This is a genomic window from Lacticaseibacillus boliensis (genome assembly GCF_054784775.1).
Map to the genome: position 1 here is coordinate 1 of NZ_BAAIHN010000036.1, position 26,319 is coordinate 26,319.

Sequence of the window (26,319 nt, forward strand, 5' to 3'; positions counted from 1 at the left end):
CAAAACGAGCCCGGCGTCATTTGAAAGTTGACCGCCGTCGGCGGTCACAGTCACATTGGTATTGCATTGCAGGGATAAGCTGGTTAAAGTTGAGATGGTGTGAAGCCTCGCTTTCGTGATGGTTTTCATCGACTCAACCTTAGCATATAGGCGCACCCAATGGGTGAAACACCAAAGCAGCGCAGTCCCGTGTGAATCGTGGGATTGCGCTGCTTTTTTGAAATTCTATGAATAATCCAGGTTGATACGATCAAGTGACCCACCCATGTGATGACGACGAACAATCAATTGCCGATGACCATCTAGTACAATCCTTGCCCGCTGATAAGCCTCACTCAATGGAATTACAATAATCTCCTCAGCACCAGAAGCAATCTGAGGCGTATAGAATCCGTTATCATTATTAACCCAAACTCGCCCGCCATAGTCTTGAATATAAATCCCATCTTCTAGCAACTCTGTCAGCTTAAAATGCCGAACTCGACGCTCAAAAAAATGACTTCGATCATGATGACGTGCTCCCATAAATAACCCTCCTGAGACAGACTACGTTGATAAAACAACTTACTCAGAACAGTTAACCACCGCCTTATCACTTGCGAAGACGACAACACTACCTAGGCAACACCAGTCTGTATACCCCAGGCCACCCTACAAATAACATCGCTTTAGTTAACTTTGTAAGGGCTTGCTAACAAGATAACACCAGCTTCTAAAAAAGTCCAAATATAAACCACGCAAGGTCTACTGCTGTGGTCAAAGCGTCCCCCAAAAATCTAACCAACCATACGCCCCTCTAGGCATGACATACACAATCAGTAAAAGCAGAGGCAGGGCTAAGTACAAGATCAAAAGCGGCAAAACGAAAAAGCCATAATAGATAATTGTAATGGCAAATCGGAACTTTTAATTTACCCATCCCACAACATGGTTTCTGCAGCAATTTGAATCGATTTTTCTCCTTGTTTGTCGTTACCTTTTTTTGTCATCGCCAAATAGTCAGCCCATGCTTGCGCCTGTTTGGAATGTCCTGCTTCGATTTGCCGACCAGCCATCATCATCGTGATCAAGACCAGCCCACCGTTGCGTCCACGAGTTCGTTGTACTCGAAGTAAACCATGCTCTGCAACATAGTCTAAGGTCTTATTGAGAGAATCGCGGCTAATTTTCAACGCTGAGCGGATGTCCGCAGTCTTTAACGCCAGTGACGTGCTACGTGCACCCAGGCGCTGGATGTACTTCACCAGGTCTTTTGCCCATTCTGAAACGTGAGAATATTTCCGCATGTGGCGTGGTTTAGCAAATTTCACCCAATTTTGGCGACCTGCATACGCAAATGGGCGGACTTCTGGCGCCCAGCGATTCATTAGTAACTGAATGTAGGTTTTATTTGCACCTTGATACTTTCCTGAATACGCACTTCGAAGAATTCCACGGACTTCAGTATCTCGCAGTGGTTCTGGTTGCTTTGAATTCCACTCATCAGCAAGGTCATAAGCACGGTCTTTCCCCCACCTAGAGGAGTAACATGCCAAGAGCATCGTTAAAAGTGTATTGTTGCGACCAAGATCACCATCACCACGCACGACTGTAGCGTGCACGAGCGCATTAAACCACGGTTGGTCGGTTTGTTTTGGACCGGCACCTGGTTTGATCACCGTAGCCTTTTTATTTACAATGTCCTTCGCCCAATCCAGCAACATGCTGAAATCAAGAGTGAGCGACGGTTCAAAGAAGCGAATCGTGTCGTCAGACGGCATTCTGAAGAAGCCTAGATCATTACACCCAACGTCTACTTGTGGGAGCTTCTTCAGGACGCTTTGACGCAACTGCTCACTGACTGTTTTAGCGGCTTCGATTGCTGGATAGCGAGTCCCCTTCTTGGCAATAAAGACTGGCTTCCACAAAACGTAGTAAGCTTGATATCCATGTGGCGTTTCGAGGATAGCTGTCGGCCAGATTTCTGGGTCGAAAAGATCCTTTTTCTTGATGATGAAGTTTTCCAGCATCGCTTCAGAGTACCGAGGTTTGTGATCGCCAAAATCTGCATCAACTACCAAGGTGTTGATTTGCTTAAGGTTCTTTTCGCTGTGACCCACGATGGTCTTGCGGACATCATCCGAGTAAGTTCCATATCGGAAGATGTTTGGTGTCCAATGGCTACAACCCATGTTATCAATTACAGCTTCTTGTGAGGTTGCAATGAAGCCCCGTGCTTCAGACAAGTTCTGTTTGGTACGTGTCAAGAAGACTGCACCATGCGGACGGACTTCCAGAGTTTGATCCAGAACAACTAATTTAGAGTTTTTATATTTGGTTTGCGCGAGACCCTCGTGCAGGATCAGTTTAAGCATGTCTTTAGATAAGCTCATCTGGATCAACCTCCTTTCGATTTTTGACATAAAAAAGAGCCTACTCCCCCTAAGGCAAATAGACTCATTTTTATGATTTAGATTCAAGCTATGCAAGCCACTAAGGGACGGATCGGTGGCTCAGCTATGTAGGCACAGTAACACCAATACTCTGATTAGACAAATTTCAAGCGCTAACAACTAGAGTTATACACTAGACACGCGTTTTTGAAGTGGCGGTGCGACCTGTCCCTTTGATGCGCTTCTCCCTCGGTCGGATGTCGTCTCCTCTACCACAATCAGTGTGGTAGAAGTAGGAACCGATGGCTCTCACGATGCTCTCCGGTTTGTCCTCCGGATTTTTTAAATCACTCAGCATTTACAACCAGAGCAAGTTGGCTGTATAATGACTTTACTTACGTGCGATGTGACGACGCCAATCGTCCTGAGCTTTTAGCGGCCTGCATGGCCGTTTTTTTATTTATCTTGAATTTAAACGTTTAGAAACCGCATTGCAAGGCCTTTTTTCATTGTTTTAATAATAATGTGTCCATTTACACATGTGCCCATAGGCACATGTGTAAATGAGAAAAAATTTATACTTGTATACTTTTATACCCCTAAATATGTGCACATGGACACATGTGTCAGTTAATGTTCAATGCTGTTACAATAGTATTTAGTAACAGTGTGATGTGCACATGTGTCCATGCGGGTTGACTTTTACGAGATATTCTTCTATATTTTTACTTGTATAAATGTGTCCATGTGTCCATGTGCCTATAGACACATGTGTAAATTGGAGGAAAAAAATTTGGCAACAAATTCTAAAAGTGCGCCTTCAGCTCCAAAACTCAGTCGTCCGCTGACAATCACTGTAGCCAATGAAAAAGGTGGGGTCGGCAAAACTTCCATCAATCGATACCTGCCATTTGTTCTTGCCGAACGCGGATATAAGGTTCTGGTCATTGACGCAGATCCGCAAGCGAACCTTTCCAAGACGATGGGTATCACCAAAAAGGCCTATGCACCTGATGAGATTTTCATAGTAGAAAAATCCATGATGGCCGCTGTACGCGATGGTAACCTTGAGCCAGCGCTCGTCAATGTCGTACCTAATCTTGATGAAGTCCCTTCAGACATTGATTTTGCCAGCTTTTCTACTTTCTTGTCGAAGAAATATGGGTTAGCCGATCGGACAGACGATGATTATTATGAAGTTGAATCTAAAAAGGTCCGTGTTCTAAAAGATCTCATTGAACCAATCAAGCCAAATTATGACTTCATCTTCATCGATACGCCACCACAGCCACGATCTGATTCAACTCGTAACGCGACCATGGCATCTGATTACGTCATTATTGCTTTCCAAACCCAGTCTGATAGCCTTGATGGCGCAATTTCGTTTATCAACGGGACGTTAACTGAATTACATGAAACCTTTGGAGCAGAGACTGATGTTTTAGGGATCTTGCCGAATCAAGTTTCAAACTCCGGTGCAATTGATCAAGTTGTTATCGAGGATGCGATCCGGATGTTTGGCGAACAAAATATGTTTAAACACATCATCCCGTTTGCAAAGCGAATCCAATCTGCCCCTCGTGGCGGGGTTACTCGTCAGGGTTACTGGAACACCAAATTATTCAAGGACGTCTTCGATCCTTTAGCTGATGACTTAATTGAACGACTTGAAATGGTAGGAGAAATCAACGATGGCACAAACTAATAAAAACAATATTGGCTTCTTTAGTGATAAAAAGAAGAAGCACTCTTCTGACATGAGTTATCAACCAAACATCCCAGCGAAGGAAACTTATGATTCTAAACCCATCAAAGTCCCTGAAGCTAAAGAACAAACTGAAGCAGCAAAACCTGCCACTCGTAGTCAACCTGCAGCTGCATCAGCAAAGCCGGTCAAGGATGTTCGTCGTACGATTCGTGTTCCTCAACAAACTTTCATCGAAGTTCAAGCATTGCTTGAACTATCTCCTAATAAGTATATGTATGAAATTCTTGAAGACTTGGTTGACGAATATGTTCAAAGTCACGTCACTAACAATCCTGAATGGAGTCGGGCTTACCAAGCGTCATTGGAACGCATTCGAATGACTGACGCAAGAAAACGAAATCTGTAGTACCATCGGAGGCCGAAAATTCGGCCTCCTTTTTTATAATTTACACATGTGCCCATGGACACATGTGTAAATTATAAAATTACGCCATACGAGTATTCCATGGCTTGTTGAAAAAACTAGTCCCGTTGCAGGTTTTAGATCCTTTCGATCAACGATCATCATCTAGTGATTCCCTTTCATTTAACGCAATCCTGAGCCTCAATAGATCTAAATTCCGTGCCGAAGCTCATCTATGAGAATCCATTGATATCAATAGTGATTTGAAACACGTTTTATCCTCACCTAATCGTGATCAAAAACAATCTCTGATGGTTGGCATGGTCCCCGTCGAGTGAGAGTCACAATCCGCATTTCCAAATTATTTACACATGTGCCTATGGACACATGTGTAAATAATTGATACACCAATTCCATTCAATGACCGAAATGCCTTCAGGTGAGGCAATGCGCCATTCTATGAAGATACAAGCCACACTTTTTGCCTTACACCTGATTACGGTCTAGATGAATCAATTGATGGTTGTTCCATTTTTCAGCCTTCGTAAATCAATAGCAGCTAACTCATCCTAAAAGCGACGAATCGACCTCATCTCTAGAAGCTGCACACTCCTTGAAATTTGAAACGGTCTCCTATTGTTTCTGGTACTGTGTAATCTCCCACCGACTGTTAACTCAGCGCTGTAAGCAAAATATCACACAGGTTTACACATGTGTCCATGGGCACATGTGTAATTCTACCAAAAACCGCAATAGCATGCAGTTTGGTGAAGAGTTAATTACACATGTGTCCATAATTGTCAGACTGAATCAGTTCCTAGAATCAGGATTGAGACTCTTTTAAAACAATAGGGGACAATAATTGGGAACAGTTCGATCCAAACGCAACCGTGAAGCCGAACAAGGATCTATTGGCAACAACAACTTCAGTGTACCCGTATTATTCAGGTAATCTTCTATTTGTACAGATCGATTGCACTCTAACATGATATCCGCATTTTTGAAATTCCAGCCGCCTTAAGATTCGACACGATGTTCGCAGTCTACATGCGCCAATCATATAACCGGGTTGCAAAATGTATCTGTATCTTTGCACGACGGCTTTTACACATGTGTCCATGGGCACATGTGTAAAAGCCTGATTTTTCCCAACATGATGTACTTTGCAATGTAGCGCATAGACACATGTGTCCATCCAGAACAGTCTCTACACTACAAACGACAAACTTCCCAAGTCTATAGATTGATACGAGGCTTCTTCAATTGCCAAATCCTTCATGCTGCACTCCCTAAATAGTTCGATTAGCAGATCAACAAGTTCTAATCTGAATTCTTTCAACTTTCACGTAGCCATTGATCAAGTGCGTACCTAGTTTAAATTATCAAAACACCCTGTTATGTACGAGGAAACTCTACATCCGAAAGTTAACTACATAAGTAGGCAATAAAGGTGGTGAATCGGTCTTGCATACCGCAACTTCGCATTCAACATTTACACATGTGTCTATGGGCACATGTGTAAATGTTTGCTTTAGTCCCGATTTGACGGTATTTCAAAACTTCGAAATGGACACATGTGTCATTTCTAAATTTTAAAAATATATTAAACTGTTTGCCACCTAGGTTAAATGAGACAGGGGCGTTTGCCTTTTATGTCTGTCAAATTTGATATCGCCTTGCGGACTCAGAATGAATGAACCGATCTTCGTATTAGGTGTACGCAGTAGATATTGAATAAGCCACCGACCATCTAGAACATATAGACGTTTGCATCCTGACTACGACCCATTCTTCGTCGATTGGTTCTACAGCTTACCAATAAGTTTCGCTGTCATCCTTCGTTGAAATGCTAGTAAATACGATCAACTTGTTGCGATTCAAACTTGTTACTCAACTTGCTTTGACATATCAGGATGGATATTTCGAACAATTTACACATGTGTCCATGGGAGCATGTGTAAATGTGATTAAACGCCTACACCGTAGCAATGTTAAATCGTCATATAGACACATGTGTCCATTTCTCCCAGTGCTTAATTTACTTGCGAGCTTAACGTCAAGTAATTTGGGTGCCTTTTTGATCTAGAAAAGCCTCCTGAGATTGAATTGCTGGAACAATCATCGGAAGGTAAAAAAACTCGACTTCTGCGCAACATGGCAATACGACACGTCCTCAGATTTAGATGCTTGCCAATAGTTATATCCATTCTCCTAAACACCATTAAAAAGTAAGCAAATATTGATAAACTCTAATTTCAAGCCTCAATTTTAAAGTCAAGTGCAACGATGATAACGAATCCTTGATAGTGGTCTAGGTTGTTAAGCCATGCGTCGGTAGTAATCGCATGGTCGAAGATAGTTCAGAATACGTCTGGGACGATGGTTCAGTGCTGATTGGACTGCTTGGATCTCAACCAGCGTAACGTCCCTGAGAGACTTTCCCTTCGGGAAGTACTCCCTGAGTAGTCCGTTGGTGTTCTCGTTAGTGCCGCGCTCCCAAGGCGAGTATGGATGAGCAAAATAGATCTGGGTTCCAACGATCTCCGACAGCTTGCCATCCACGAAGCCTTGATGGATGGGCATCCTCGTGTCCTCAAGAGATTAATCACCGAATATCAGCCAACAGGTTCGGTCATGGACACTGCCATCGCCACCTTGCGCAAGAATCTCCCATGGATCATCAACGCCGCTAAGTCGCCATACTCCAACGGCCCTATTGAAGGTGTCAACCGTAAGATCAAAGAACTCAAACGGACCTGTTATGGATTCGCCAACCAAGCAAATATGTTCGTCCGGGTCTACCAGCTCATCGCTTAAGCTTTCTAAAACAACTCTCAACTCCAAAACCTTTACCGCAACACCATCGCCATTGAATCCAGCCTAGTCCCTTGAACAATTAAATAACAAAAAAGCCTCCCTTAGTCGGGGAGACCTTCAAAGAATAAAAACTATTCTTCAACACCATTTGACAAAGAACCGAAAATCTTCGGGATTTTCGTTCTTAGTCCGTTTATTTATGGGGTTCTGTAACAACCCCGAAGGAAACGGACGATGTCATTCAGCCTCGGTAGTTGTTTTACCAAGCAAGGCGGCTTGTGTGGCCACATTGATGATGTTCCATGGCCGATCGAAGCCTGGCTGGAAGAAGAAGTCTGCATATGCCAAGTCATCCAGCGTCATCTTACCTTGGACCGCCAAGCTGATGGCGTTGATGTTGGCAGTCACGTCGCGGGTGGACATGATCTGTGCGCCCAGCACCCGCTTGGTGGCCGGGTCATAGGTCAGCTTGAAGGCCACCTTTGCGTTGCCGGCCGCGTCCGGCACGAACTGAGGGCGAACCGTGTCCGTCACAAAAATCGACTGCGTCTTAACGCCGAATTGGTCGGCGGTCCCTTCCTTCAGGCCGGTGCTGGCGAAGTGATAGTCAAAGACCGACAGCGCTGAAGCGCCTGAGACAGCAGGCATGGTCATCGGTTGGCCGAGGATGTTCTTGGCGGCGGTTCGGCCTTGACGCCGGGCGACGGTGGCCAAGGCGATTCGGGCCATGCCATCTGTCGGCGCAAACGGCACCAGTGTCGCGTCGCCGACTGCGTAAACATCAGGCACTGACGTCTGCTGATGGGCATCGACGTCGATCAAGCCCCTCGTATCGAGGTCGACCACACCTTTGAGCCAGTTGGTCGCCGGTTTGATCCCCGCTGAGATGATCACCAAGTCAGCTGGGTAGGTGCCGGCGTCAGTTTCCACGCCGCTCACTTGGCCATCGGTGCCGGTGAACTGCTTGACGCCTTGCCCCATGGCCGGGTAGATGCCATGTTCGCGCATGGTTTGGGTCAGTGTATCCGTGAATTCTTCGTCTAGATACAGTTGCAGTGCCCGCGGCAGTACATCGATCAAGGTCACATGCTTGCCGGCCTTAGCAAAGACTTCAGCGGCCTCCACCCCGATGTACCCGGCGCCGATCACGGCCACATTCTGCACGGTTGGGTCCACGGTCTTAGCCTTCAGGCGGATTGCCCAGTCACGGCCCCGCATCGCGTAAACATTCGCCAGGTCAGCCCCCGGTACAGGTAGCGGTGCAGGCACGGCGCCGACCGACAGGACGAGCTTGTCATAGTGTTCGCTACGCGTGCTGTCGTCATCTAGGTTATGTACCGTGACTGTGTGCTCGCCCGGATCCAGCGCGGTGACCTCCTGACGGACGAAGACGGAGACACCTTGGGACCGCGCGTGCCCGGCCGTTTCGTAGCGCACATCATTCACATTCTTGACCACGCCTTCCAGATAAAGCTGCATGCCGCACGAGAGGAACGAAATGAAGTCGCCTTTTTCATACCACTGGATCTCAGTGTCTGGCGCTTCACTGATAATGCCGCGAACGGCTTCGTAACCACCATGAGAAGAACCAACGACGATGACTTTCATCAAAATACCGCCTTTCAAATTGCAGACTATTTAAGAGCAAACAACTCGTATATTATGAATAGTATAACATGTTCTGCCTGCGAACGGTTACATTTTAAAAAATTATCCTCAATTTTCAAGTCAAGTGCAACGATGATAATGAATCCTTGATAGTGGTCTAGGTTGTTAAGCCATGCGTCGGTAGTAATCGCATGGTCGAAGATAGTTCAGAATACGTCTGGGACGATGGTTCAGTGCTGATTGGACTGCTTGGATCTCAACCAGCGTAACGTCCCTGAGAGACTTTCCCTTCGGGAAGTACTCCCTGAGTAGTCCGTTGGTGTTCTCGTTAGTGCCGCGCTCCCAAGGCGAGTATGGATGAGCAAAATAGATCTGGGTTCCAACGATCTCCGACAGCTTGGCGAACTCGGAACCATTGTCAAACGTGATACTCTCAAACTCCTTGGCCCCGTAATCGTTGATCGTGTCCTGCAAGGCTTTAAGGCAGGTGTCCGCATGATAGTCAGGTATCTTAACGATGATTTCAGTTCGGCTGTACCGTTCTGTGAGCGTCATCAGCGCTGGCTCATCAGCCGAACGAATACCTTTGACCAAGTCGCCTTCCCAATGTCCCACGCCTGTACGGTCATTCACGGCCGCAGGACGCAGCTCGATTGAGTCGCCGTATATCTTCTTGTTCTTGCGTTTGTGGGCGTTCTTATAGCCTTTGACGCGGCGTCGGAGCTTCTTGGGGAGTGTCATGTTGTCTAGTTCAAGCAGCCCGGCATCGATGTAGCGGTACACGGTAGTCGTTGAAGGGCAAGACTTACCCTGGTCGCGATAGAAGTGTACGAAACTATCAACGCTGTGCACGCGAGGCTTGCGGGTAAGCTCCTTGGTGAGAGCTTTGAAGAACGCACGGCCGGTTTTGAGAAAGGCGTGGTGTCCGGTTCTGTCGCGTTTGCGGTCGTGTATGGCTTGGGCAGTTTCCGCAAGATAGACTTGATGCGAGTGACGCTTCGAGTCGAGCTGAGTTACAGATCCACGCGTGATTTCCCGTGAGATTGTCGCTTTACTGCGATGAAGCTTCTGTGCAATCACGGTCGCGGTGTCACCAGTAGCCCGAAGGGCCTGAATTGTAGCACGGTCGCTAAGACTGAGTTGTTGGTAGTGCTTGTGAGTGTTAATCTGAGAGTGGGTCATAAAGATTCCTGCTTTCTTGTCTGGTTGCACTAACAAGAATAGGTCTTCATGGCCTTTTTGGTCTAGTCGCTAAGGTGTTGCACTTGAATTGTAAACTGGGGAGCAATTGAAAGTCTTACAAAAAAAGTGGCACTTCACGATTATTGACCTCTGGCAAGATCCAGTGGTCAAAGCTGAAAATCGCGCCCAACCACTAGCAATGGTCGACGACGCTCATCCAACCCGATTAGGTTATCGGAATATCTGGACGCCAATTTTTCGGCAATAATTAACGGACGTGCTTCGCCAGTCGGAACCATAATCGTCAATCGATTTCGCGTTTTCAAGGCTTCCGTCGATAGTCTAAAGAAATAAACATAACGACCGGATGAACCTGTCATGTGATAGGCTCATCCGGTCGTTATGTTTTAGCTTACTTCAAATTTTAGGTTAGTCTGCGACTTCAATCTTCCCAACCGCAATTGGTAAGGTGACGTGTGCATCGTAGGCGCCAACTTCACCAGCAACGGTGGCTGGTAAAGCCAAGTCTTGTGGTACGCCGTGAATGTAGATGACCCGTTTGTCGAGTTCCAAGTCATCGGTACCAAAAACTTCTTTGAACTTCGCTTTCAAATCAGCTAATGGCACATCGATTTCGTAGGCAAAGTGGCCTTGGGCGTCAGCGACTGGGTAGTTATCATTTGGCACGTCCATGTGATGTGGGGCGTTGTCAAATGGCACCATCGTTGTCCCTGAGACTGGTTCAGTTTCTGGCAAGTCGACAAATCCGTCATGATTGGCATCCTGCGCCATCGTGGCAATTTGGGCCGCCTTACCATCTGGAAAACCGTGGAAATGTTCCCAGTGTTGCGTATTTGCAGGTGTATCAAACATTTCAATCGCCACGTGTAATTGGTCACCGTCTTCAACAAAGGTGGCAGTTCCATGGGGTGCCGTTCCAATGCCTTCTGCGTTTAGTGGTACGATGTTAGCAACGTATTTTTTAGTCATGAATGATTCCTCCAATTCTTCATTATAAGTCCATTATATGCTATTCTAAACTTATTAAAATTGATATATGTCAAGAAAGGAAAATTTATGCACTGGCAAATTGGTAGATTGTAAAATTAATCCGAACGCTGTTCGGATTAATTTTACAATCTACCTATCTGTCCAAGCTCGATGTGAAAGCAACCGATGTCTATTTACGCGGCGAATTTGGTCAAAAAAGCTCTCAAACCCTTGCTACGAGCGGAAGTTCAAAAAATGGACTTAATCTATATAGAGAACCTAAAGAAAGAGACAAAAACAGATACAATATAGATACTCAAAAGTTGGACTTTTCCACAGCCAATTTCTCACCAGCAGAAATTCAAAAACAAAACCAGGATCTCATAAATCATGCTAATGACTTCCTAACTGATGAAGACAGTGGCTTACCCGTTTTCTTAGAACCCGAAGCCGTGCAATTACTTAGCTTCTGGTGCCGTACCCCACAACAAATGCGTCGCTTCATCGGCATTATCTTAAATGCTAAGTACCGAGTTGAGAAGGATCATCAGGATATTGGGGTCCTAATCCCACTTGATGATGAGGAGCTGAAGCCTTTAATGACCAAAGCCTTGAGACGCTACTTTAACACTCTTAGAAGCAATGAGAAGCATATCAAGAACGTTGAAAACTACTTGTACGGCACCATGCAAAACCTATTTGGAGTTTGGTGGAATAAACAAGCGGCTAGAGAATATGCGGCCAAACACCCTGAAGAAGAAAAATCGGCCGACAACGATAACAGTGGGTTGTACTACTAGTCCTAAAAGGCTACAGAATCCTTTCTAAGAAGTTTTAAGACTTACTAACCTCTTTTTACTTAAGTTAGATTTAAATGGATTAAACAGAAGAATAGGGGCTTTTAAATGAGTGCCAGAGCTAACCAGGCTAACCAGCTCAAAAGTTCAGCCTTTAGATCAACGCCAAGCTCCAGTGATTTGAGGCCAGGAATTTATCTATTGATAAGGTACTCAAAAGGTAGTATAATGGTAGTAGCAAAAGAAAGGAGATGAGACAATCATGGCAGTTAAGGAAAAGAAACGGGTCCAAGTCAAGATTGATAAAGATTTGGCCGATGATACCGAAGCAGTTTTAAGCGAATTGGGCTTAAATCCAACCACGGCCATTAACATGTTTTACAAGCGGATTGTTGCTAATGGTGCTTTACCTTTTAATGCGTCTTTAAGCGAAGAAGAAAGAGCTAATTTACGCTTTTTAAAGGCGACCGAAGGGACACCAGTCACCGAGTTCAAAGACGCTAAAGAGGTCGCTGATTGGCTCAACGATCCAGATGAGGACTAATGACTTAGTCAGCCTATACGTTAGTTTTGTAGAAACTAATGGTGGCAAGTCTCGGCCAGTTTTAATTCGTCGGGTATCAGAACAGACGGTCGAGGCTTTTAAAATTACTAGTCAGTATGAAAAGAAGTCGGCTTATATCAAGCAACAATATTATCCGATTCAAGATTGGCAATCCGCTGGGTTGAAGAAACCTTCCTGGGTCGATCTTGGTAATATTTATCGCTTTCCCAAAGCCGGTTTAAACTTTAAAGAAATCGGTCATTTAAGTAAGCTAGATCAAAATGAAATTTCAGATTTTACGCTTGACCTAAAATCAAAAAGAAGAGGTAAGGGTCAAAAGATAATTCAACAGCGATCAAGTAAAAGGAAGCACAAAGAAAGTAAAGCAGAGCTTACACAAAGAATTCAAAAACAGTTAAAAGACTTTGCTAAACACAATCCAGAAATTAAGCCCAAAAACAATTCTGAAAATAAAAACGATCGGCCTAGTTATTAGGTTGATCGTTTTTTAATTTATCCGGTTTATGGGCGTTAACATAGTCAGCAAATGTTTTTAAAAGTTCTTCGGTTTGTTCGACCGAGAGGTTATTAGCTTGAAAGTACTTTTCTAATAAAGCCCCTTTTTGAATTAATCGGCGAGAACGGGCTTTGCGGGCTTGCCGGCTTTCATAGTATTTAGATTGCCGTAATTTGAAATCTTCCCGCTCAATTTTTTGTTTTAAGCGCGCTTGCTGCTCGACTAGTTTTTCATATTGATTAGACATGGAATTTTCCTATCTCGTATGGCTAATGATCTACGGACTTTACCTTTAAAAATTCAGAAAATTGCTTGGCTAAAAGCTTAATCTGATCGTTAGACAAATTAGCATAATCTAAATTGGATTGACTGATTATTTGTTTACCTAGCCGTTGTTCAATCTTATTTTTTTCAGCTTTAATCTTTTGACTAAGCTGTTTTAATTTAGCTTCTTGTTTCTCTAAGTTACTTTGCTGCATAACTATCCCTCCAATCATCTTAAAATAATCACCGACACTATATCATAATGGAAACGTTAAGTCAAAGGATAAAAGTTGAAATAGAGAAGCGAAAGTCATACACTAAAAGTAAATTCAGGAGAATCAGAAGACCGAGTGAAACGAGGTCAATGCGCACTTACACACAACAACTAAAGTTGGTTGTGTTATTGTGCTAAACCCTTGTATCATAAGTCGCCGTTGGCGACAACAAAAGCAAACCCATAAACCCAAAGGAAGGTGGTGACCGACATGGCAATTTTTCACATGAGTTTTCAAAATATTAGTGCTGGTAAAGGACGTAGTGCCATTGCTGGAGCTGCTTATCGAAGTGGTGAAAAGTTATTCGATCAAAAAGAAGGCCGAAGCTATTTTTATGCTCGGTCAGTCACGCCAGAAAGCTTTATTTTGACACCAAAGAATGCGCCAGCATGGGCGAGTGATAGAGAGAAATTATGGAATGAAGTCGAAAGAAAAGATCGGCGAGAAAATTCACGCTATGCAAAAGAGTTTAACGTGGCTTTACCAGTTGAATTAAGTGAAGATGAACAGAAAGAATTATTGACAAAATATGTACAAGAAAATTTTGTTGATGAGGGTATGGTTGCCGACGTAGCAATTCATAGAGATCACCCAGATAATCCGCACGCTCATGTTATGCTAACTAATCGTCCATTTAATCCAGACGGAACATGGGGATTGAAAAGTAAAAGAGAAAATATATTAGATGAAAATGGGAACAAGACTTATACAGGAAATAGTCGTTTTCCAAGATCAAGAAAGGTGTGGCTAGTTGATTGGGATAAAAAAGAAAAAATAACTGAATGGCGGCACAATTGGGCGGTTAGTGTAAATCAAGTTTTAGAGCAAAAAAATATTCCCGATCGGATCAGCGAAAAATCATTTATCGAGGAGGGAATAGATGATACCCCAATGCAACATGAGGGAATCAATAGTAAGCGGCATGAAAGAAAAGAATTTAACCAACAAGTTAAGGACTATCGCAAGGCCAAAGCCAGTTATAAAAATAACCAAGAAAAAGTAATCAATAGAGGTCATTTAGATAGCCTAAGTAAACACTTATCGTTTAATGAAAAACGGGTAGTTAAAGAGTTAAGCCATGAACTGAAAACTTATATCAGTTTGGAGAACTTAGATGATAAGCGGCGCATGCTATTTAATTGGAAAAACAGCACCTTAATTAAACATGCGGTTGGTGAAGATGTGACTAAACAATTATTGACAATTAACCAACAAGAAAGCTCATTAAAAAAGGCAGATGAACTCTTAAATAAAGTGGTCGATCGTACTACGAAAAAACTTTATCCAGAGCTTAATTTTGAACAGACCATACAAGCTGAAAGACGAGAATTAATTAAGGAAACCGAAAGCGAGCAAACAGTTTTCAAAGGCAGTGAATTAAACGAACGTTTAATGAATATTCGTGATGATTTATTGACCCAGCAATTATTGACCTTTACCAAGCGGCCATACGTTGGTTTTAAGTTATTAATGCAACAAGAAAAAGAGGCCAAAATTGATCTGAAATATACGCTAATGATCCACTCTGATAGCTTAGAAAGCCTGGAACACGTCGATAAAGGACTACTAGAAAAGTATTCACCAGCAGAACAGCAAAAGATTACTCGAGCAGTCAAAGACCTACGGACAATCATGGCCGTTAAGCAAGTCATTCAAACGCAATACCATGAAGTATTGAAAAGAGCCTTTCCCAAAGGTGATTTAGATGGATTGCCATTGATTAAACAGGAACAAGCCTATACAGCCGTGATGTACTATGATCCTGTTTTAAAGCCATGTCAGGCCGAAACGATTGAACAGTGGCAAGCAAATCCACCACAGGTGTTCAGTCCCCAAGAACATCAACAAGGACTAGCTTATTTATCGGGGCAGCTTAGCTTAGATCAGTTAGAGAATCATCACTTACAACGGGTTTTAAAGCATGACGGCACTAAACAACTCTTTTTGGGTGAATGTAAAGTCGATCCAACGATTAAGAACAGTCAGATCGAGAAAATCCAAAAACAGTTAAAAGGGCAACAAGCTAAGGACGATCAATACCGAAAATCCCAGCTGGCACATTATCAACCATTGAACTACAAGCCAGTTAGTCCAGAATATTACCTAAAGACGGCCTTTAGTGACGCAATCATGGCCGCTCTATATGCCCGTGATGAAGATTACCAACGGCAAAGACAGGCGCAAGGTTTAAAAGAGGCCGAGTGGGAAATGACGAAAAAGAAACGGCAACACCAAACTCGAAATCGGCATGAGGATGGGGGCATGCACTTGTAATCGGAATAAAAAATGCACCGTTAAACCTGGTTAAAAGCGGCTGAACAAGGCAGAACAGAATTAGATCAAAAATTGAATCACAAGGAGTGAACGAACATGACCACTGTTATCTTAGCTGAAAAACCCAGTCAAGCCCGTTCATACGTCCAAGCCTTTCAAAAGAGCACAAAAAAACAGGGTTACTATACGGTTAGCGACCCTGTTTTGCCCGATAATACGCTTGTCACGTATGGTCTCGGACATTTAGTTGAACTAGCCACACCGGATAAATACGATCAGAAATACGAGCAATGGGCCCTATCTAATTTACCGATTTTCCCTGATAAATACAAGTTTGAAGTGTCAGCTAGTAAAAAGGATCAATACGGGATCGTCAAAGACCTGTTAACAAAAGCCGATACCATTATTGTCGCCACCGATAGTGGTCGAGAAGGGTCAAATATCGCGTGGTCGATCATGAACCAAGCGCATATTGATGTTAAGTCGAAAACGATTAAGCGCCTTTGGTTGAATAGCCTAGAAAAAGAAGCGATTATTACCGGCTTTAAAAATCTTGGTGATTGGCACAAAGACTATTTGGCTTATAAAGAAGCCCAAACCCGTCAAATTAGTGACTGGTTAATTGGTATGAATGGCAGTCCTTTATATACTTTGTTATTAAGACAAAACGGGGTACGCGGGGTGTATTCGATTGGTCGAGTACAGACGCCAACCTTATATATGGTCTATCAAAGAGACCAGGCAATCAAAAACTTTAAGCCGGAACCCTATTTTGAACTAAATGCGGAAATTTTAGCCAATCAGCAAAAATTCGTCGCAAAATTAGACCCCTATCAGCGGTTTAAAGATGAAACAGGGCTAATGACATTCATGCAAGCTAAACACGTTCAGAAAGGTTCACAGGGCGGTTTAATCAAGAACGTGCAAAAGCAGGCTAAAAAGAGTGCCAGTCCCCAACTATTCTCACTATCCAGTCTGCAAAGTGCCATGAATAAACGTTATCACGCCAGCGCCAGCCAAACCTTAGCAGCCATTCAAAGTTTATATGAAGCCAAGTTGTTGAGTTATCCCCGCACCGATTGTGCTTATATCACTGATGAAGAATTTGAGTACTTAGTGGCTAATCTGACGAAGTATCTGGGGTTAGTCTCTAAGCAAGTTGCTTTAACCAATACCACCCCGAATAAGCGCTATGTTAATGGGAAAAAGGTTGAAGAACACTACGCCATTATCATGACTAAAGTCGTCCCGGCTAAAGATCAATTAGCTGCCTTACCTAAATTACAGCAACAGGTCTATGATTTGGTTTTAAGAACGACGTTAGCGATGTTTGCTGATCCTTACGAGTATGAAGAAACCATCATTATTACCCAAGTTGGCGACGCCAATTTTAAAGCAACGGGTAAGGTCCCAACTAAGCAAGGTTGGCAAGTTTTATTTGATGATCACAAAGCCGACCAGCAAGAGGCAGCCACCCTACCGATCGTTCACCAAGACGACCAAGTTCAGGCAAATCTGCAAACACCGCAAAAAGAAACGACCCCACCAGTACCGTTTACCGAAGGGACATTAATCACAGCCATGAAGACGACCGGTAAAACGCTTGATGATGAAGAAGCCCAGGCGATTCTCAAAGACGTGCAAGGAATTGGGACAAGTGCGACCCGGGCCAATGTGCTAGAAGTGTTAAAGAAACGCGGGTATCTCGTCACTGAAAAGAACAAACTCCACGTCAGTGAAGCTGGGATCACATTATGTAAAGCGGTCGAACTCGAACCCTTGCTAACTAGCCCAGAAATGACGGCTAAATGGGAGCAAGCGTTACAGCAAATCAGTACCGAAGAACGCACCCCGGATAACTTTTTGAGCCAGATTAAGAACTTTGTGGCCAAGTTAATCGCTGATGTTCCCACACAATTGACTGGCAGTGCAGCCATTAAGCAACAAATCGATCACCAACAGCAAACGCAAAAAGCCGCCGAGGTCTTCTTAGAAACACCGCAAGCGACCGTTTTAAATAAACAGAAGTTTTACATTGTAAAGCCTAAGCAAGGCGAAGACTTTACCCTGCCCAAGAAATGGAGCAGTAAAACCCTCGGTAAAACTGCGATCAAAGCCTTAATCACTAAGGGGGAAACCAGCAAACTAAAGGGGTTCAAGAGCAAAAAAGGAAAGTCGTTTGACGCCAAGTTAAAGCTTGACGGCCATAAATTAAGTTTTGATTTTGATTAGAACCTGCCTACCGCCCGACACTACGTTCCGGTTGGTGAATCTTTGATATAATGAGACCAATGCAATAAATGCAACGACCAGCCATGACGCAAATAAGTCAGGGCATCGGGAAAGGTTCTTCTTAATGATAGATATGAATAATAAACAGAGTGATATTAAAAGCTTGTCTCCATTGATTAAATATCGTGGTGGCAAGTCAAGAGAGTTGTCGCAATATTATCGGTACATTCCAACCATGCAGCGTTATTTTGAACCGTTTTTTGGTGGAGGCGCTACATTTTTTAAGTTAGCGCCACAAGATTCTTACATTGCTGATATCAATAAACCCCTTATTCAGTTTTACAAAAGTTTTCGGGATGAATATCCCCGAGTACGTGAGGAACTAGATTCACTGCATTTGAAGTATGTACAGAATCGTAACATCTTTGCAGCCCGAAAATCCGCCCATCCAGATGATCACGTAGAAGATCCTAATGAACAGCTGTACTATTCGATTCGGGATATGTTCAATGGCCTTAAGCCATCACCATACGCGTACGGCACGCTGTATTTCTTTATCAATAAGCTCGCCTATTCAGGTATGATCCGATATAACAGCGCAGGAGAATTCAATGTGCCTTATGGGCGGTATGCTAATTTCAACACGAAGCTCGCAACAGCCGCTCATCAAGCATTGCTCTCAAAGAGTGAGATCGTAAATGAATCGTATGAACACTCATTTGACCTTGCAGGGCCAAACGATTTTATGTTCTTGGATCCACCGTATGACACTACTTTTTCTGATTATGGGAATGAGGTCTTCACTGGAGATTTTAATGAAGATTCTCATCGAAAGTTGGCTGCTGATTTTAAGAACCTTAACGCCCCAGCATTAATGATTATTGGAAATACACCACTAGTAAGTGATCTGTATCAGAAATACATTCAGGGATCTTATAAAAAGAGCTATTCAGTGAACATCCGCAACCGGTTCAAATCCAGCGCTGAGCATCTTATTATTGCAAATTATAAAATCAATGACATTTATCGAGAGGGTTGACAGACTATGGCGACATTCAGTTCACGATATATTTTTTTCTCGACAAGCCCGCGTAACCCAAGACTTATTCAAGGTATACTTAAGGTTATTCTTGATGGAGGCCTTGACGGTAAAGCATACACTAGGGCACTTCAGGCTCAATTCTATAATTTGTATTCTGAATCCGATGTTGGTGTTAAGGGTGCTAATAGTTCTAAGTCGCCAGACCTCTCTGGTCGAGATAAATTAACGAGGGCGCCACAATCTTTAGGATTCTTACAGACACAAACCCGGAAGCCGTTGCAAATAACAGCTGCTGGTAAGCAATTGCTAAACAATGACCTGTTTGAAGATGTGTTGATGCATCAGATGCTGAAATTCCAGTTACCATCACCACTTCATCATGAGACAGCACAAAATAAGGGTCGTTTTTACATTAAGCCGTTTCTAGAAATATTGCGGTTGATCAATATCCTTCAGTATTTGACTTATGATGAACTGACGATTTTTGGAATGTCCATGACGGATTATAGAAATTTTCAAGTAACCGTTGATGCAATCCGGCAATATCGACGTGATCGGGAATCTACTCGTGGAAAAAAGTCTCTGAAGAAATTATCAGATGATACAAAGTATGCTCACTACCGTGCCATTTATGCAGATATGATTACTGCCGGTAACATAGCAACACGGGAATCAAAGACTACTAGTGAAAGTCAGTTCATGAAGAAGAAACTGGCCAATCTTAGTGACTACACTGATGCAGTATTCAGAAGCCTTCGTCAATCTGGATTGATTGTCATGTCTGCAGGCCGAACTTTGAGTATCAGCCCGGTACGGCAGCGTGAGGTTTCTTATATCTTGACTCAAATCGAGCGTAAACCAATGCCTGAGGATATGGCTCGTTCTCAGTTTGATAAATATATGTTCAATCCAGAGCTTCCGATCTTGTTGAATGACAATCGTGCCTCGCTACAATCCGATATTGTGTCCTTCAAGCCAAGCACTTCCATCGACCGGGATCTTGACGGTATGAATACTTACGAGTTGAAGTCTGTCCTTGCTAAGCTTCGTCGTCGTCAACGTGAGGATCGCGTGACTGCTCAAGCCAAACGCTTGAAGGAACGCCGCGATGAAGATATTCAAAATATTTTGGCTGTGTTCAAGCATATTTCGGACAAAGAAGAGGGTCGAGATGGCCCATTGATGTTTGAATGGAACATGTGGCGAGCAATCACTATGATTGATCACGGTGACATTAAGGGAAATTTTGTTCCTGATGACAACGGTATGCCAATTTCTACGGCTGGTGGCGGTCAGGGCGATATCGTCGGAAATTATGGTGATTTTCAGATGATTGTTGAAGTTACCCTATCTACTGGCAAGCGACAGTACGATATGGAAAGTGAGCCTGTCACACGTCATGTTGGTGAAGTTCAATCTAAATCAGACAAACCTGTTTTTGGAATGTTTGTTGCCCAGAATTTAACACCAACCGTAGTTAATTACTTTTGGACTACCAACTTCTTGAATCATAAGGTGTATAACGGTAGCGTTGATATTATTCCAATGAACTTGGCTACATTTGTTGTGTTCTTTAAAGCGGCGTCCCACAAGGTGTTGGACGCCAGTGATTTACTTAGCATTCACCAGTATTCTACCAAGATTGCAAGAAAGACCGCATTAGCTGGTCAGACCGAAGATGATTGGCATAGTAAGGTATTGGACTATGTGCAAGAGGTGGCTGGTGTCGAGTAGAATGCCTTGCCCAGTTTCTAGTAGGTAAAAAAATAGGTCAAGCCAAGTTTAATGGCTTGGTTTTTTGAGTGTAGTGAAGCCTCAGAGTGTTCATGGAGGGGTTATTGGTTGCTTACGATTGTGAGGATCTTTAGTACGGTCGATTATTAGGTACTTACCGCATTTTGTAATGAATGTGCGGATACCCGTATCCGTGGTTCACTTAGTAATCATGTTCAGCCAGTTGCTAGCATTAAAAGACTGTTACAGTTCAACTTTCAGTTTCAAAACGCGTCCTACAAACCGTCTGTATATGGTGAGAGCGAAAGTTCTCACAGCCCCTTCCGGAAGGGGCTTGCAACGCATCGCCGCCGTGCGCGGCGTTAGCCGACCGCCACAAGCCCCCGGTCTTCTAATAGGGGGGCAAATATTAGAGACAAAATACACGTAAGTAGGACGAAAGAACCGGCGACAAGCCACTATGCGCCGGCAAAGTGAAGACTCGAAAGGAGCTAACATGTTAAAAGTTTTGAACTTAGACGGTGGAATGACGAATACCAATTGGCTAAACCAGTTTTACGCTGAGATGCATACGCACAAGATTACCCAAGGCCAATTATAGTCGGTCGCATCTGAACCAGTTGCTGACGGGGAAGAAGCCCATTAACCAGCAAGCGCGGCTATGGTTGACATTAGCGATACGGTCGCTAACCGGCCAGAAAAATATTGACGTTTGTATTGATTACTTGGGCGTCACCTTCAAGTCGCACGATTATGAAGAACTGGTGGCTGATCTGTTCCAGATCAATCTGAATTACTTTAATCTTAAGGAAGGCGTGTGATATGGAGGGCTATGATCCCAGCGAAGACAGCGGCACGATGATTGAGCTGAAAGGTCATGGTTGTCGCTATGTTGAATCGTATTTTCGCCAGCAGAACCGCACCTGTACGACTTCTTGGAGACCTGTATTGCGCTTGACGGTCACTTCACCCGGGTTGACCTTGCTATCAATGATCGCAATGGTTTGCTCGATGTGCCGACCTTGATTGAGAAGTGTGACCGCGATGAATTCACCTCGCGTTTTCATGGGTTCCGGGATAATCGCACGAAACAGTGGGAGGTGTTAGGTAGAACCTTGTATCTAGGATCGCCGCAAAGTGAAGTGTACTTCTATGTTTACGACAAGGCCTTTGAGCAAAACCAGAAACACCCTGAGATTGCGATTGAAGACCACCCAATCCGGACGCGTTTTGAGGTTCGGCTACATCGCAAGCGTGCCGCTGCGGCAATTCAGAATCTGTTAGCGGAACGTGACCCAGAGAAAGTGGTGTTTGGCATCATCAATCGTTATCTGCGTTTCTTGACGCGAGTCACAAAGCGAAAAGTCAGTGGGCAACAGAGCCGCGCTGGGACGCATTCATTGGCACTTATCGCGACAATCTACGACTATCTACCAATCCTGAACCATTGAGTTATGCACACATTACCCGCTGGCTGAAAAACCAGGCTACTTTATTTCCAGACAAAGAAAATGTGGCTAGCTATATAAAAAAACAATTTTTAATAAGGAATGTATAAAGGCCAACAGGGTATACCCTAGTGGCCAGGTTTGGTCCTGTGCTATACTAGGAATTATAAATGTTCATTAGAACTGTCCAAAAGGAAGTGCTGACAATGGCTAAAATCGGTTATGCTCGCGTGAGTTCCAAGGAACAACATTTAGATCGGCAGCTAGCTGTTTTAAAGGGCGTTGATAAGCTATTCACAGATAAATTGAGTGGGGCTAACACTAATCGGCCAGAACTGCAAAAAATGCTGGCCTATATTCGTGAGGGTGATATTGTCATGGTCACTGAACTAGATCGTTTAGGCAGAAACAACCTGGATTTAACTAAGATCATGAACACCATTCAAAATAAGGGTGCCACCCTAGATGTGTTGAATTTACCGTCCATGACAGGGATTGCTGACCCCAATTTACGTCAACTGATGACCAACCTCATCATTGAATTGTATAAGTACCAGGCGGAAAGCGAACGTAAGCGGATCATCGAACGTCAGCAACAAGGAATTGCCCTAGCAAAACAGCAAGGTAAATATCATGGCCGCAAACCCCAATACACCCAAGACGATCCCCGCTTGCAACATGCTTTTAAACTGTATCAGACGGGCATGAGTGATGTAGACGTCGCCCGTAATACCGGTATTAAGCGAACAACTTTTATCAGATATCGCAAGAAGTACAATATAAAAAGATCGTAAATTGCAAAAACAAGTTAGCCAGTCGTTGAGGACAATCCCAGAACAGGCCGTTATCAAATAGAAGAATATGAATAAACTAGATTTAATTAAACCTATAAGTCTGCTGATAACCTTTTTATATTAAGTTGCTAGAAAGCTTGTGGAAGTAAAATTTAAAATTGGCTGAAAAACATCTTGTAAAAATATGACCGTATGTTAGATTGCAATGCGGTGACAAATGGGCCGGAAACAAAATAAGTGAGTGATAACTCATTTTAATATTGACAAACCGAGATGTGCTGATTATACTAAAGCCATTAAGTGAGTGAGCATACACTCTCTTTGAGAAAGAGGGTTATTAAAATGGCAACGGATTATGTCATCGCCAAGCAGGTCAGCAAGCACTTTGGTCATCAGCAAGTGCTCAATCAGATTGATTTGACACTGCCGGCTGGAATGATTTATGGCTTGATTGGGCCATCAGGAGCTGGGAAGACCACCTTGATCAAGAGTATTTTAGGGATGGAAGCTGTGGATAGTGGCACTGTTAAAGTCATGGATACGGTGATGCCCAATAGGGCGGTAATGGCACAAGTAGGGTATATGGCCCAAAGTGACGCTTTGTATGAGACACTAACGGCCCGTGAAAACCTGACCTTGTTTGGGCAATTGATGAGCGTTCCAAAAATAAAGTTAGCACAGATGATTGATTATGCCGCCGGATTAGTTGATTTAACGTCCCAATTAGACAAGCGGGTCAGTGGCTATTCGGGTGGGATGAAACGGCGCTTGTCGTTGGCAATTGCCCTGATTCAGGATCCCCAATTATTGATTTTAGATGAACCGACCGTTGGGATTGATCCAGAATTACGGCAACAAATTTGGACCGAACTAAATAAGCTCAAGGATACCGGTAAGGCGATGCTCGTGACAACGCATGTCATGGACGAAGCAGAACGGTGTGATTATCTCATGTTGATTCGGCACGGGATTGCGCTTGCTGAGGGGACACCCGCGGCACTGAAACAACAGTATGCAGTAGATACGATCGAACAGGTCTTTTTGAAAGCGGGGCGGATGCAAGATGCGAACGATGGCAATCGTTAGACGAGTTTTTAAGCAAATGTTACGTGATAAGCGTACCTTGGCGCTGATGTTTTTGGCACCATTGCTGATTATGACGCTGATGTATTTCTTATTTCAAAACAACACGACGCAAGTAGCAAGCTTGGGTGTTCATCATGTAGACCAATCCGTGGTTAACGTGATCGATACCAAAAACGTGACGATTCATCATTATGATAGTTCACAGGCACGGAAAATGATTAAGCAGCATGATCTAGATGGCTATTTGACTCAGAAAAATGGTCAATTGACGATTACTTATTCAAATAGCAATCCAACCAACACGTCTTTAATTAAGGCGAGTTTACAATCAGGATTAGTCAAGTTGAAAATGAAGACGCTGGTGACCGTTACTAAGAAACAGCGCGCGGCCCTTGAATCGCAACAAGCGGCTCTGAAGAAGCTGACAGCAGCCCAGACACAAGCAACGGTGACCAAGCTGAAGACTGCCATTGCACAAGCCCAGGCCCGCGGTGACCAGGCAACTGCTGAGAAATTACAAAAGCAACTCAAGCAGGCCACAGCCACGACGTCTAGTTCGACTCAGTCAGCTAAAGCAACCAGTTATACGACTAAGTCTCATTATATTTATGGTAGTAGTGATTCAACGTTCTTTGAAAACTTTTTGCCAGCCTTTCTCGGTTTCTTTGTCTTCTTCTTTGTGTTCTTGATTTCTGGCGTTTCACTTTTGAATGAACGCACTACTGGAACCCTAAGCCGGCTACTTGCAACCCCAATTCGACGGAGTGAAATTATTATGGGCTATCTAATTGGTTATGGGGGCTTTGCCATCATTCAGACTGTCCTGACCGTTGTTTTTACAATTACGGTCTTCAAGATTCACTTAGTTGGTAGTATTTGGCTGGTCTTTCTGACTAACTTATTATTGGCGTTAGTGGCTTTGACCTTGGGTATCTTTATTTCCACCTTTGCTAACTCAGAATTTCAAATGATTCAGTTTATTCCACTGATTGTTGTACCACAAATCTTTTTTGCTGGGTTGGTTCCAGTCGATGGCATGGCCAGTTGGTTGCAAGCAATTGCCCACATCATGCCGTTATACTATGGTGCTAATGCGTTGACGGCTGTTGTGACAAAGGGTGCTGGGCTTGGCGATATTGGTGCCAATTTGTTAATATTAGTAGGGTTTATGGTCGTACTAACAATGTTGAATATTGTTGGAATGAAACGTTATCGGAAGGTGTGAGGATATGGAACGACCACGGATACGGGATTATTTTCAACAGGATCTAAGTCAGAATGAAACGATTACACCTAAGCAACGGGCCATCCTCCAGGCAAGTCTCGATTTGTTTGCTGAAAAGGGTTTTGACCAGACCAGTACTAGTGATATTGCACAACGGGCCGGCGTTGCAGAGGGGACGGTCTATCGGCGGTATAAGACTAAGGCTGCCTTACGGGATGCCATCTTAGCACCAATTGCCGCGCATATTGTGCCAATTTTAGCGAGTGATTTTTCAGAGGATGAATTACGGCAGCGTTATCCCAGTCTACAGGCATTCGTCACAGCAATTTTTACGGACCGAGTTGCATTTGCTAAAGCTAACGTGAAAGAGTTAAAGGTCATTTTTGAAATGGCAGCTTTTGACACCGAACGACGCGAACAGATTCTTAGCCAGATTGCGCCTAAGGTGGTCAAGCAGATGGGAAGTGTCATAAATCAACTAAAAGCAGATCATTTGATTGTGGATTGGCCGAATGATTTGATACTGCAAAGTTTGTTATCGCAGCTATTCGGTTACTTAGCGCAGTTAATGCTGGAATTGCCGGGAACTGAAATTGAGCGCGAACAAGCGTATTTGATTACGGTGATGACCAAAATATTGACCCCGGGTGAACATGATCAAATTACTGGTCAGTGAGCTAACTGTTACTTGATATGGTAGACTGTAAAATTAATCCGAACGCTGTTCGGATTAATTTTACAATCTACCGTATTATCTAGTTGAGACATCTATTCCTACCCCGCTTATCTTGAGTTTCGTCGCTTAAAGCATAGCACTAGGGAGGCTTAGATGCCTTTTTTTGTTATCAAAAAGGGCCTAGTACTTTTGGAATGGAAATACGGGTCTACACTTTCTGGTGTTGGAGAAATCCAACGCCGAGAGTGTAGGCCCTTTTTAAAATGACAAATTAAAAGGACACCTACAAAGCTACCCATGCTATGCTCTAAGCGTCGAAACCAAAAGCTAG

Annotated in this window: 21 protein-coding genes and 4 pseudogenes; 17 read left to right on the plus strand and 8 right to left on the minus strand. The window is 43.7% G+C overall.

Annotated elements, in window-relative coordinates; all coding sequences use genetic code 11:
• Window positions 1–225: 225 nt before the first annotated feature.
• The gene (locus ACYVRB_RS11985; protein ID WP_461215649.1) at window positions 226–525 is read right to left on the minus strand and encodes a hypothetical protein; all 300 of its coding nucleotides are present in this window, start codon (window positions 523–525) and stop codon (window positions 226–228) included.
• Window positions 526–911: 386 nt separating this feature from the next.
• Window positions 912–2,372, minus strand: a complete 1,461-nt coding sequence (locus tag ACYVRB_RS11990) for a primase C-terminal domain-containing protein (protein WP_461215651.1) — start codon at window positions 2,370–2,372, stop codon at window positions 912–914.
• A 793-nt stretch (window positions 2,373–3,165) separates the two neighbouring features.
• Between ACYVRB_RS11990 and ACYVRB_RS11995 the strand changes: the two genes are divergently transcribed.
• Window positions 3,166–4,077 carry a ParA family protein gene (locus ACYVRB_RS11995; protein ID WP_461215652.1) on the plus strand — a complete coding sequence of 304 codons (912 nt, stop codon included), beginning with the start codon at window positions 3,166–3,168 and terminating at the stop codon, window positions 4,075–4,077.
• Complete coding sequence (locus ACYVRB_RS12000; RefSeq protein ID WP_407895402.1) at window positions 4,064–4,486, plus strand: hypothetical protein; 423 nt, start codon at window positions 4,064–4,066, stop codon at window positions 4,484–4,486. Before ACYVRB_RS11995 ends, ACYVRB_RS12000 begins: the two co-directional genes overlap by 14 nt.
• Window positions 4,487–6,802: 2,316 nt before the next feature.
• Here the strand turns inward: ACYVRB_RS12000 and ACYVRB_RS12005 are convergent.
• Window positions 6,803–7,033, minus strand: a pseudogene (locus ACYVRB_RS12005) (IS30 family transposase); the annotation flags it as partial.
• Between the two features lie 6 nt (window positions 7,034–7,039).
• Between ACYVRB_RS12005 and ACYVRB_RS12010 the strand changes: the two are divergent.
• A pseudogene (locus ACYVRB_RS12010) lies at window positions 7,040–7,300 on the plus strand (transposase); the annotation flags it as partial.
• A 237-nt stretch (window positions 7,301–7,537) separates the two neighbouring features.
• On the opposite strand, the gene ACYVRB_RS12015 reads toward ACYVRB_RS12010, so the two are convergent.
• From ACYVRB_RS12015 to ACYVRB_RS12025, 3 genes are all read right to left on the minus strand, one after another.
• Window positions 7,538–8,908: an FAD-dependent oxidoreductase gene (locus ACYVRB_RS12015; RefSeq protein ID WP_056964285.1), complete on the minus strand. Its 1,371-nt coding sequence runs from the start codon at window positions 8,906–8,908 to the stop codon at window positions 7,538–7,540.
• Between the two features lie 165 nt (window positions 8,909–9,073).
• Window positions 9,074–10,090, minus strand: coding sequence for an IS30 family transposase (locus ACYVRB_RS12020; protein WP_096109476.1), 1,017 nt, complete (start codon window positions 10,088–10,090; stop codon window positions 9,074–9,076).
• 429 nt (window positions 10,091–10,519) lie between these two features.
• On the minus strand, window positions 10,520–11,080 hold the full coding sequence (locus ACYVRB_RS12025; RefSeq protein ID WP_056965282.1) for a hypothetical protein: 561 nt from the start codon (window positions 11,078–11,080) through the stop codon (window positions 10,520–10,522).
• Window positions 11,081–11,235: 155 nt separating this feature from the next.
• Here ACYVRB_RS12025 and ACYVRB_RS12030 point away from each other — a divergent pair.
• From ACYVRB_RS12030 to ACYVRB_RS12040, 3 genes and pseudogenes are all read left to right on the plus strand, one after another.
• Window positions 11,236–11,880 (plus strand): annotated as a pseudogene (locus ACYVRB_RS12030) (replication initiator protein A); the annotation flags it as partial.
• Window positions 11,881–12,139: 259 nt separating this feature from the next.
• The gene (locus ACYVRB_RS12035; RefSeq protein ID WP_002819873.1) at window positions 12,140–12,421 is read left to right on the plus strand and encodes a type II toxin-antitoxin system RelB/DinJ family antitoxin; all 282 of its coding nucleotides are present in this window, start codon (window positions 12,140–12,142) and stop codon (window positions 12,419–12,421) included.
• Window positions 12,411–12,917, plus strand: coding sequence for a hypothetical protein (locus tag ACYVRB_RS12040; protein ID WP_461215654.1), 507 nt, complete (start codon window positions 12,411–12,413; stop codon window positions 12,915–12,917). Before ACYVRB_RS12035 ends, ACYVRB_RS12040 begins: the two co-directional genes overlap by 11 nt.
• On the opposite strand, the gene ACYVRB_RS12045 is transcribed toward ACYVRB_RS12040, so the two are convergent.
• Together ACYVRB_RS12045 and ACYVRB_RS12050 are read right to left on the minus strand one after the other, a co-directional pair.
• Complete coding sequence (locus ACYVRB_RS12045) at window positions 12,907–13,185, minus strand: hypothetical protein (RefSeq protein ID WP_139961780.1); 279 nt, start codon at window positions 13,183–13,185, stop codon at window positions 12,907–12,909. The genes ACYVRB_RS12040 and ACYVRB_RS12045 overlap by 11 nt on opposite strands.
• Before the next feature lie 22 nt (window positions 13,186–13,207).
• Complete coding sequence (locus ACYVRB_RS12050) at window positions 13,208–13,417, minus strand: hypothetical protein (protein ID WP_461215656.1); 210 nt, start codon at window positions 13,415–13,417, stop codon at window positions 13,208–13,210.
• 270 nt (window positions 13,418–13,687) lie between these two features.
• On the opposite strand from ACYVRB_RS12050, the gene mobQ reads away from it, so the two are divergent.
• The 11 genes and pseudogenes from mobQ to ACYVRB_RS12105 all read left to right on the plus strand — a co-directional run bounded on the left by mobQ (window position 13,688) and on the right by ACYVRB_RS12105 (window position 25,988).
• A complete protein-coding gene (gene mobQ / locus ACYVRB_RS12055; protein WP_461215658.1) occupies window positions 13,688–15,751 on the plus strand; it encodes a MobQ family relaxase in 2,064 nt (687 codons plus the stop codon).
• Between the two features lie 96 nt (window positions 15,752–15,847).
• The gene (locus tag ACYVRB_RS12060) at window positions 15,848–17,983 is read left to right on the plus strand and encodes a type IA DNA topoisomerase (RefSeq protein WP_461215660.1); all 2,136 of its coding nucleotides are present in this window, start codon (window positions 15,848–15,850) and stop codon (window positions 17,981–17,983) included.
• Window positions 17,984–18,107: 124 nt separating this feature from the next.
• Entirely contained in the window at window positions 18,108–19,022 is a 915-nt protein-coding gene (locus tag ACYVRB_RS12065) for a DNA adenine methylase (RefSeq protein ID WP_461215662.1), read from the plus strand.
• Window positions 19,023–19,028: 6 nt separating this feature from the next.
• Window positions 19,029–20,759, plus strand: a complete 1,731-nt coding sequence (locus tag ACYVRB_RS12070) for an AlwI family type II restriction endonuclease (RefSeq protein ID WP_461215664.1) — start codon at window positions 19,029–19,031, stop codon at window positions 20,757–20,759.
• Between the two features lie 725 nt (window positions 20,760–21,484).
• Window positions 21,485–21,580, plus strand: a complete 96-nt coding sequence (locus ACYVRB_RS12075; protein ID WP_461215668.1) for a hypothetical protein — start codon at window positions 21,485–21,487, stop codon at window positions 21,578–21,580.
• Window positions 21,581–21,617: 37 nt separating this feature from the next.
• On the plus strand, window positions 21,618–21,785 hold the full coding sequence (locus tag ACYVRB_RS12080) for a hypothetical protein (protein ID WP_461215670.1): 168 nt from the start codon (window positions 21,618–21,620) through the stop codon (window positions 21,783–21,785).
• A pseudogene (locus ACYVRB_RS12085) lies at window positions 21,773–22,317 on the plus strand (replication initiation factor domain-containing protein). Before ACYVRB_RS12080 ends, ACYVRB_RS12085 begins: the two are co-directional and overlap by 13 nt.
• Window positions 22,318–22,413: 96 nt before the next feature.
• A complete protein-coding gene (locus tag ACYVRB_RS12090) occupies window positions 22,414–23,001 on the plus strand; it encodes a recombinase family protein (protein ID WP_461215666.1) in 588 nt (195 codons plus the stop codon).
• Between the two features lie 342 nt (window positions 23,002–23,343).
• A complete protein-coding gene (locus ACYVRB_RS12095) occupies window positions 23,344–24,087 on the plus strand; it encodes an ABC transporter ATP-binding protein (protein ID WP_125708904.1) in 744 nt (247 codons plus the stop codon).
• Window positions 24,065–25,312 (plus strand): ABC transporter permease, encoded by a 1,248-nt coding sequence (locus ACYVRB_RS12100; RefSeq protein ID WP_125708902.1) that lies wholly within the window; start codon window positions 24,065–24,067, stop codon window positions 25,310–25,312. The genes ACYVRB_RS12095 and ACYVRB_RS12100 overlap by 23 nt, the downstream gene beginning before the upstream one ends.
• 4 nt (window positions 25,313–25,316) lie before the next feature.
• Window positions 25,317–25,988, plus strand: a complete 672-nt coding sequence (locus ACYVRB_RS12105) for a TetR/AcrR family transcriptional regulator (RefSeq protein WP_125708900.1) — start codon at window positions 25,317–25,319, stop codon at window positions 25,986–25,988.
• Window positions 25,989–26,319 lie beyond the last annotated feature (331 nt).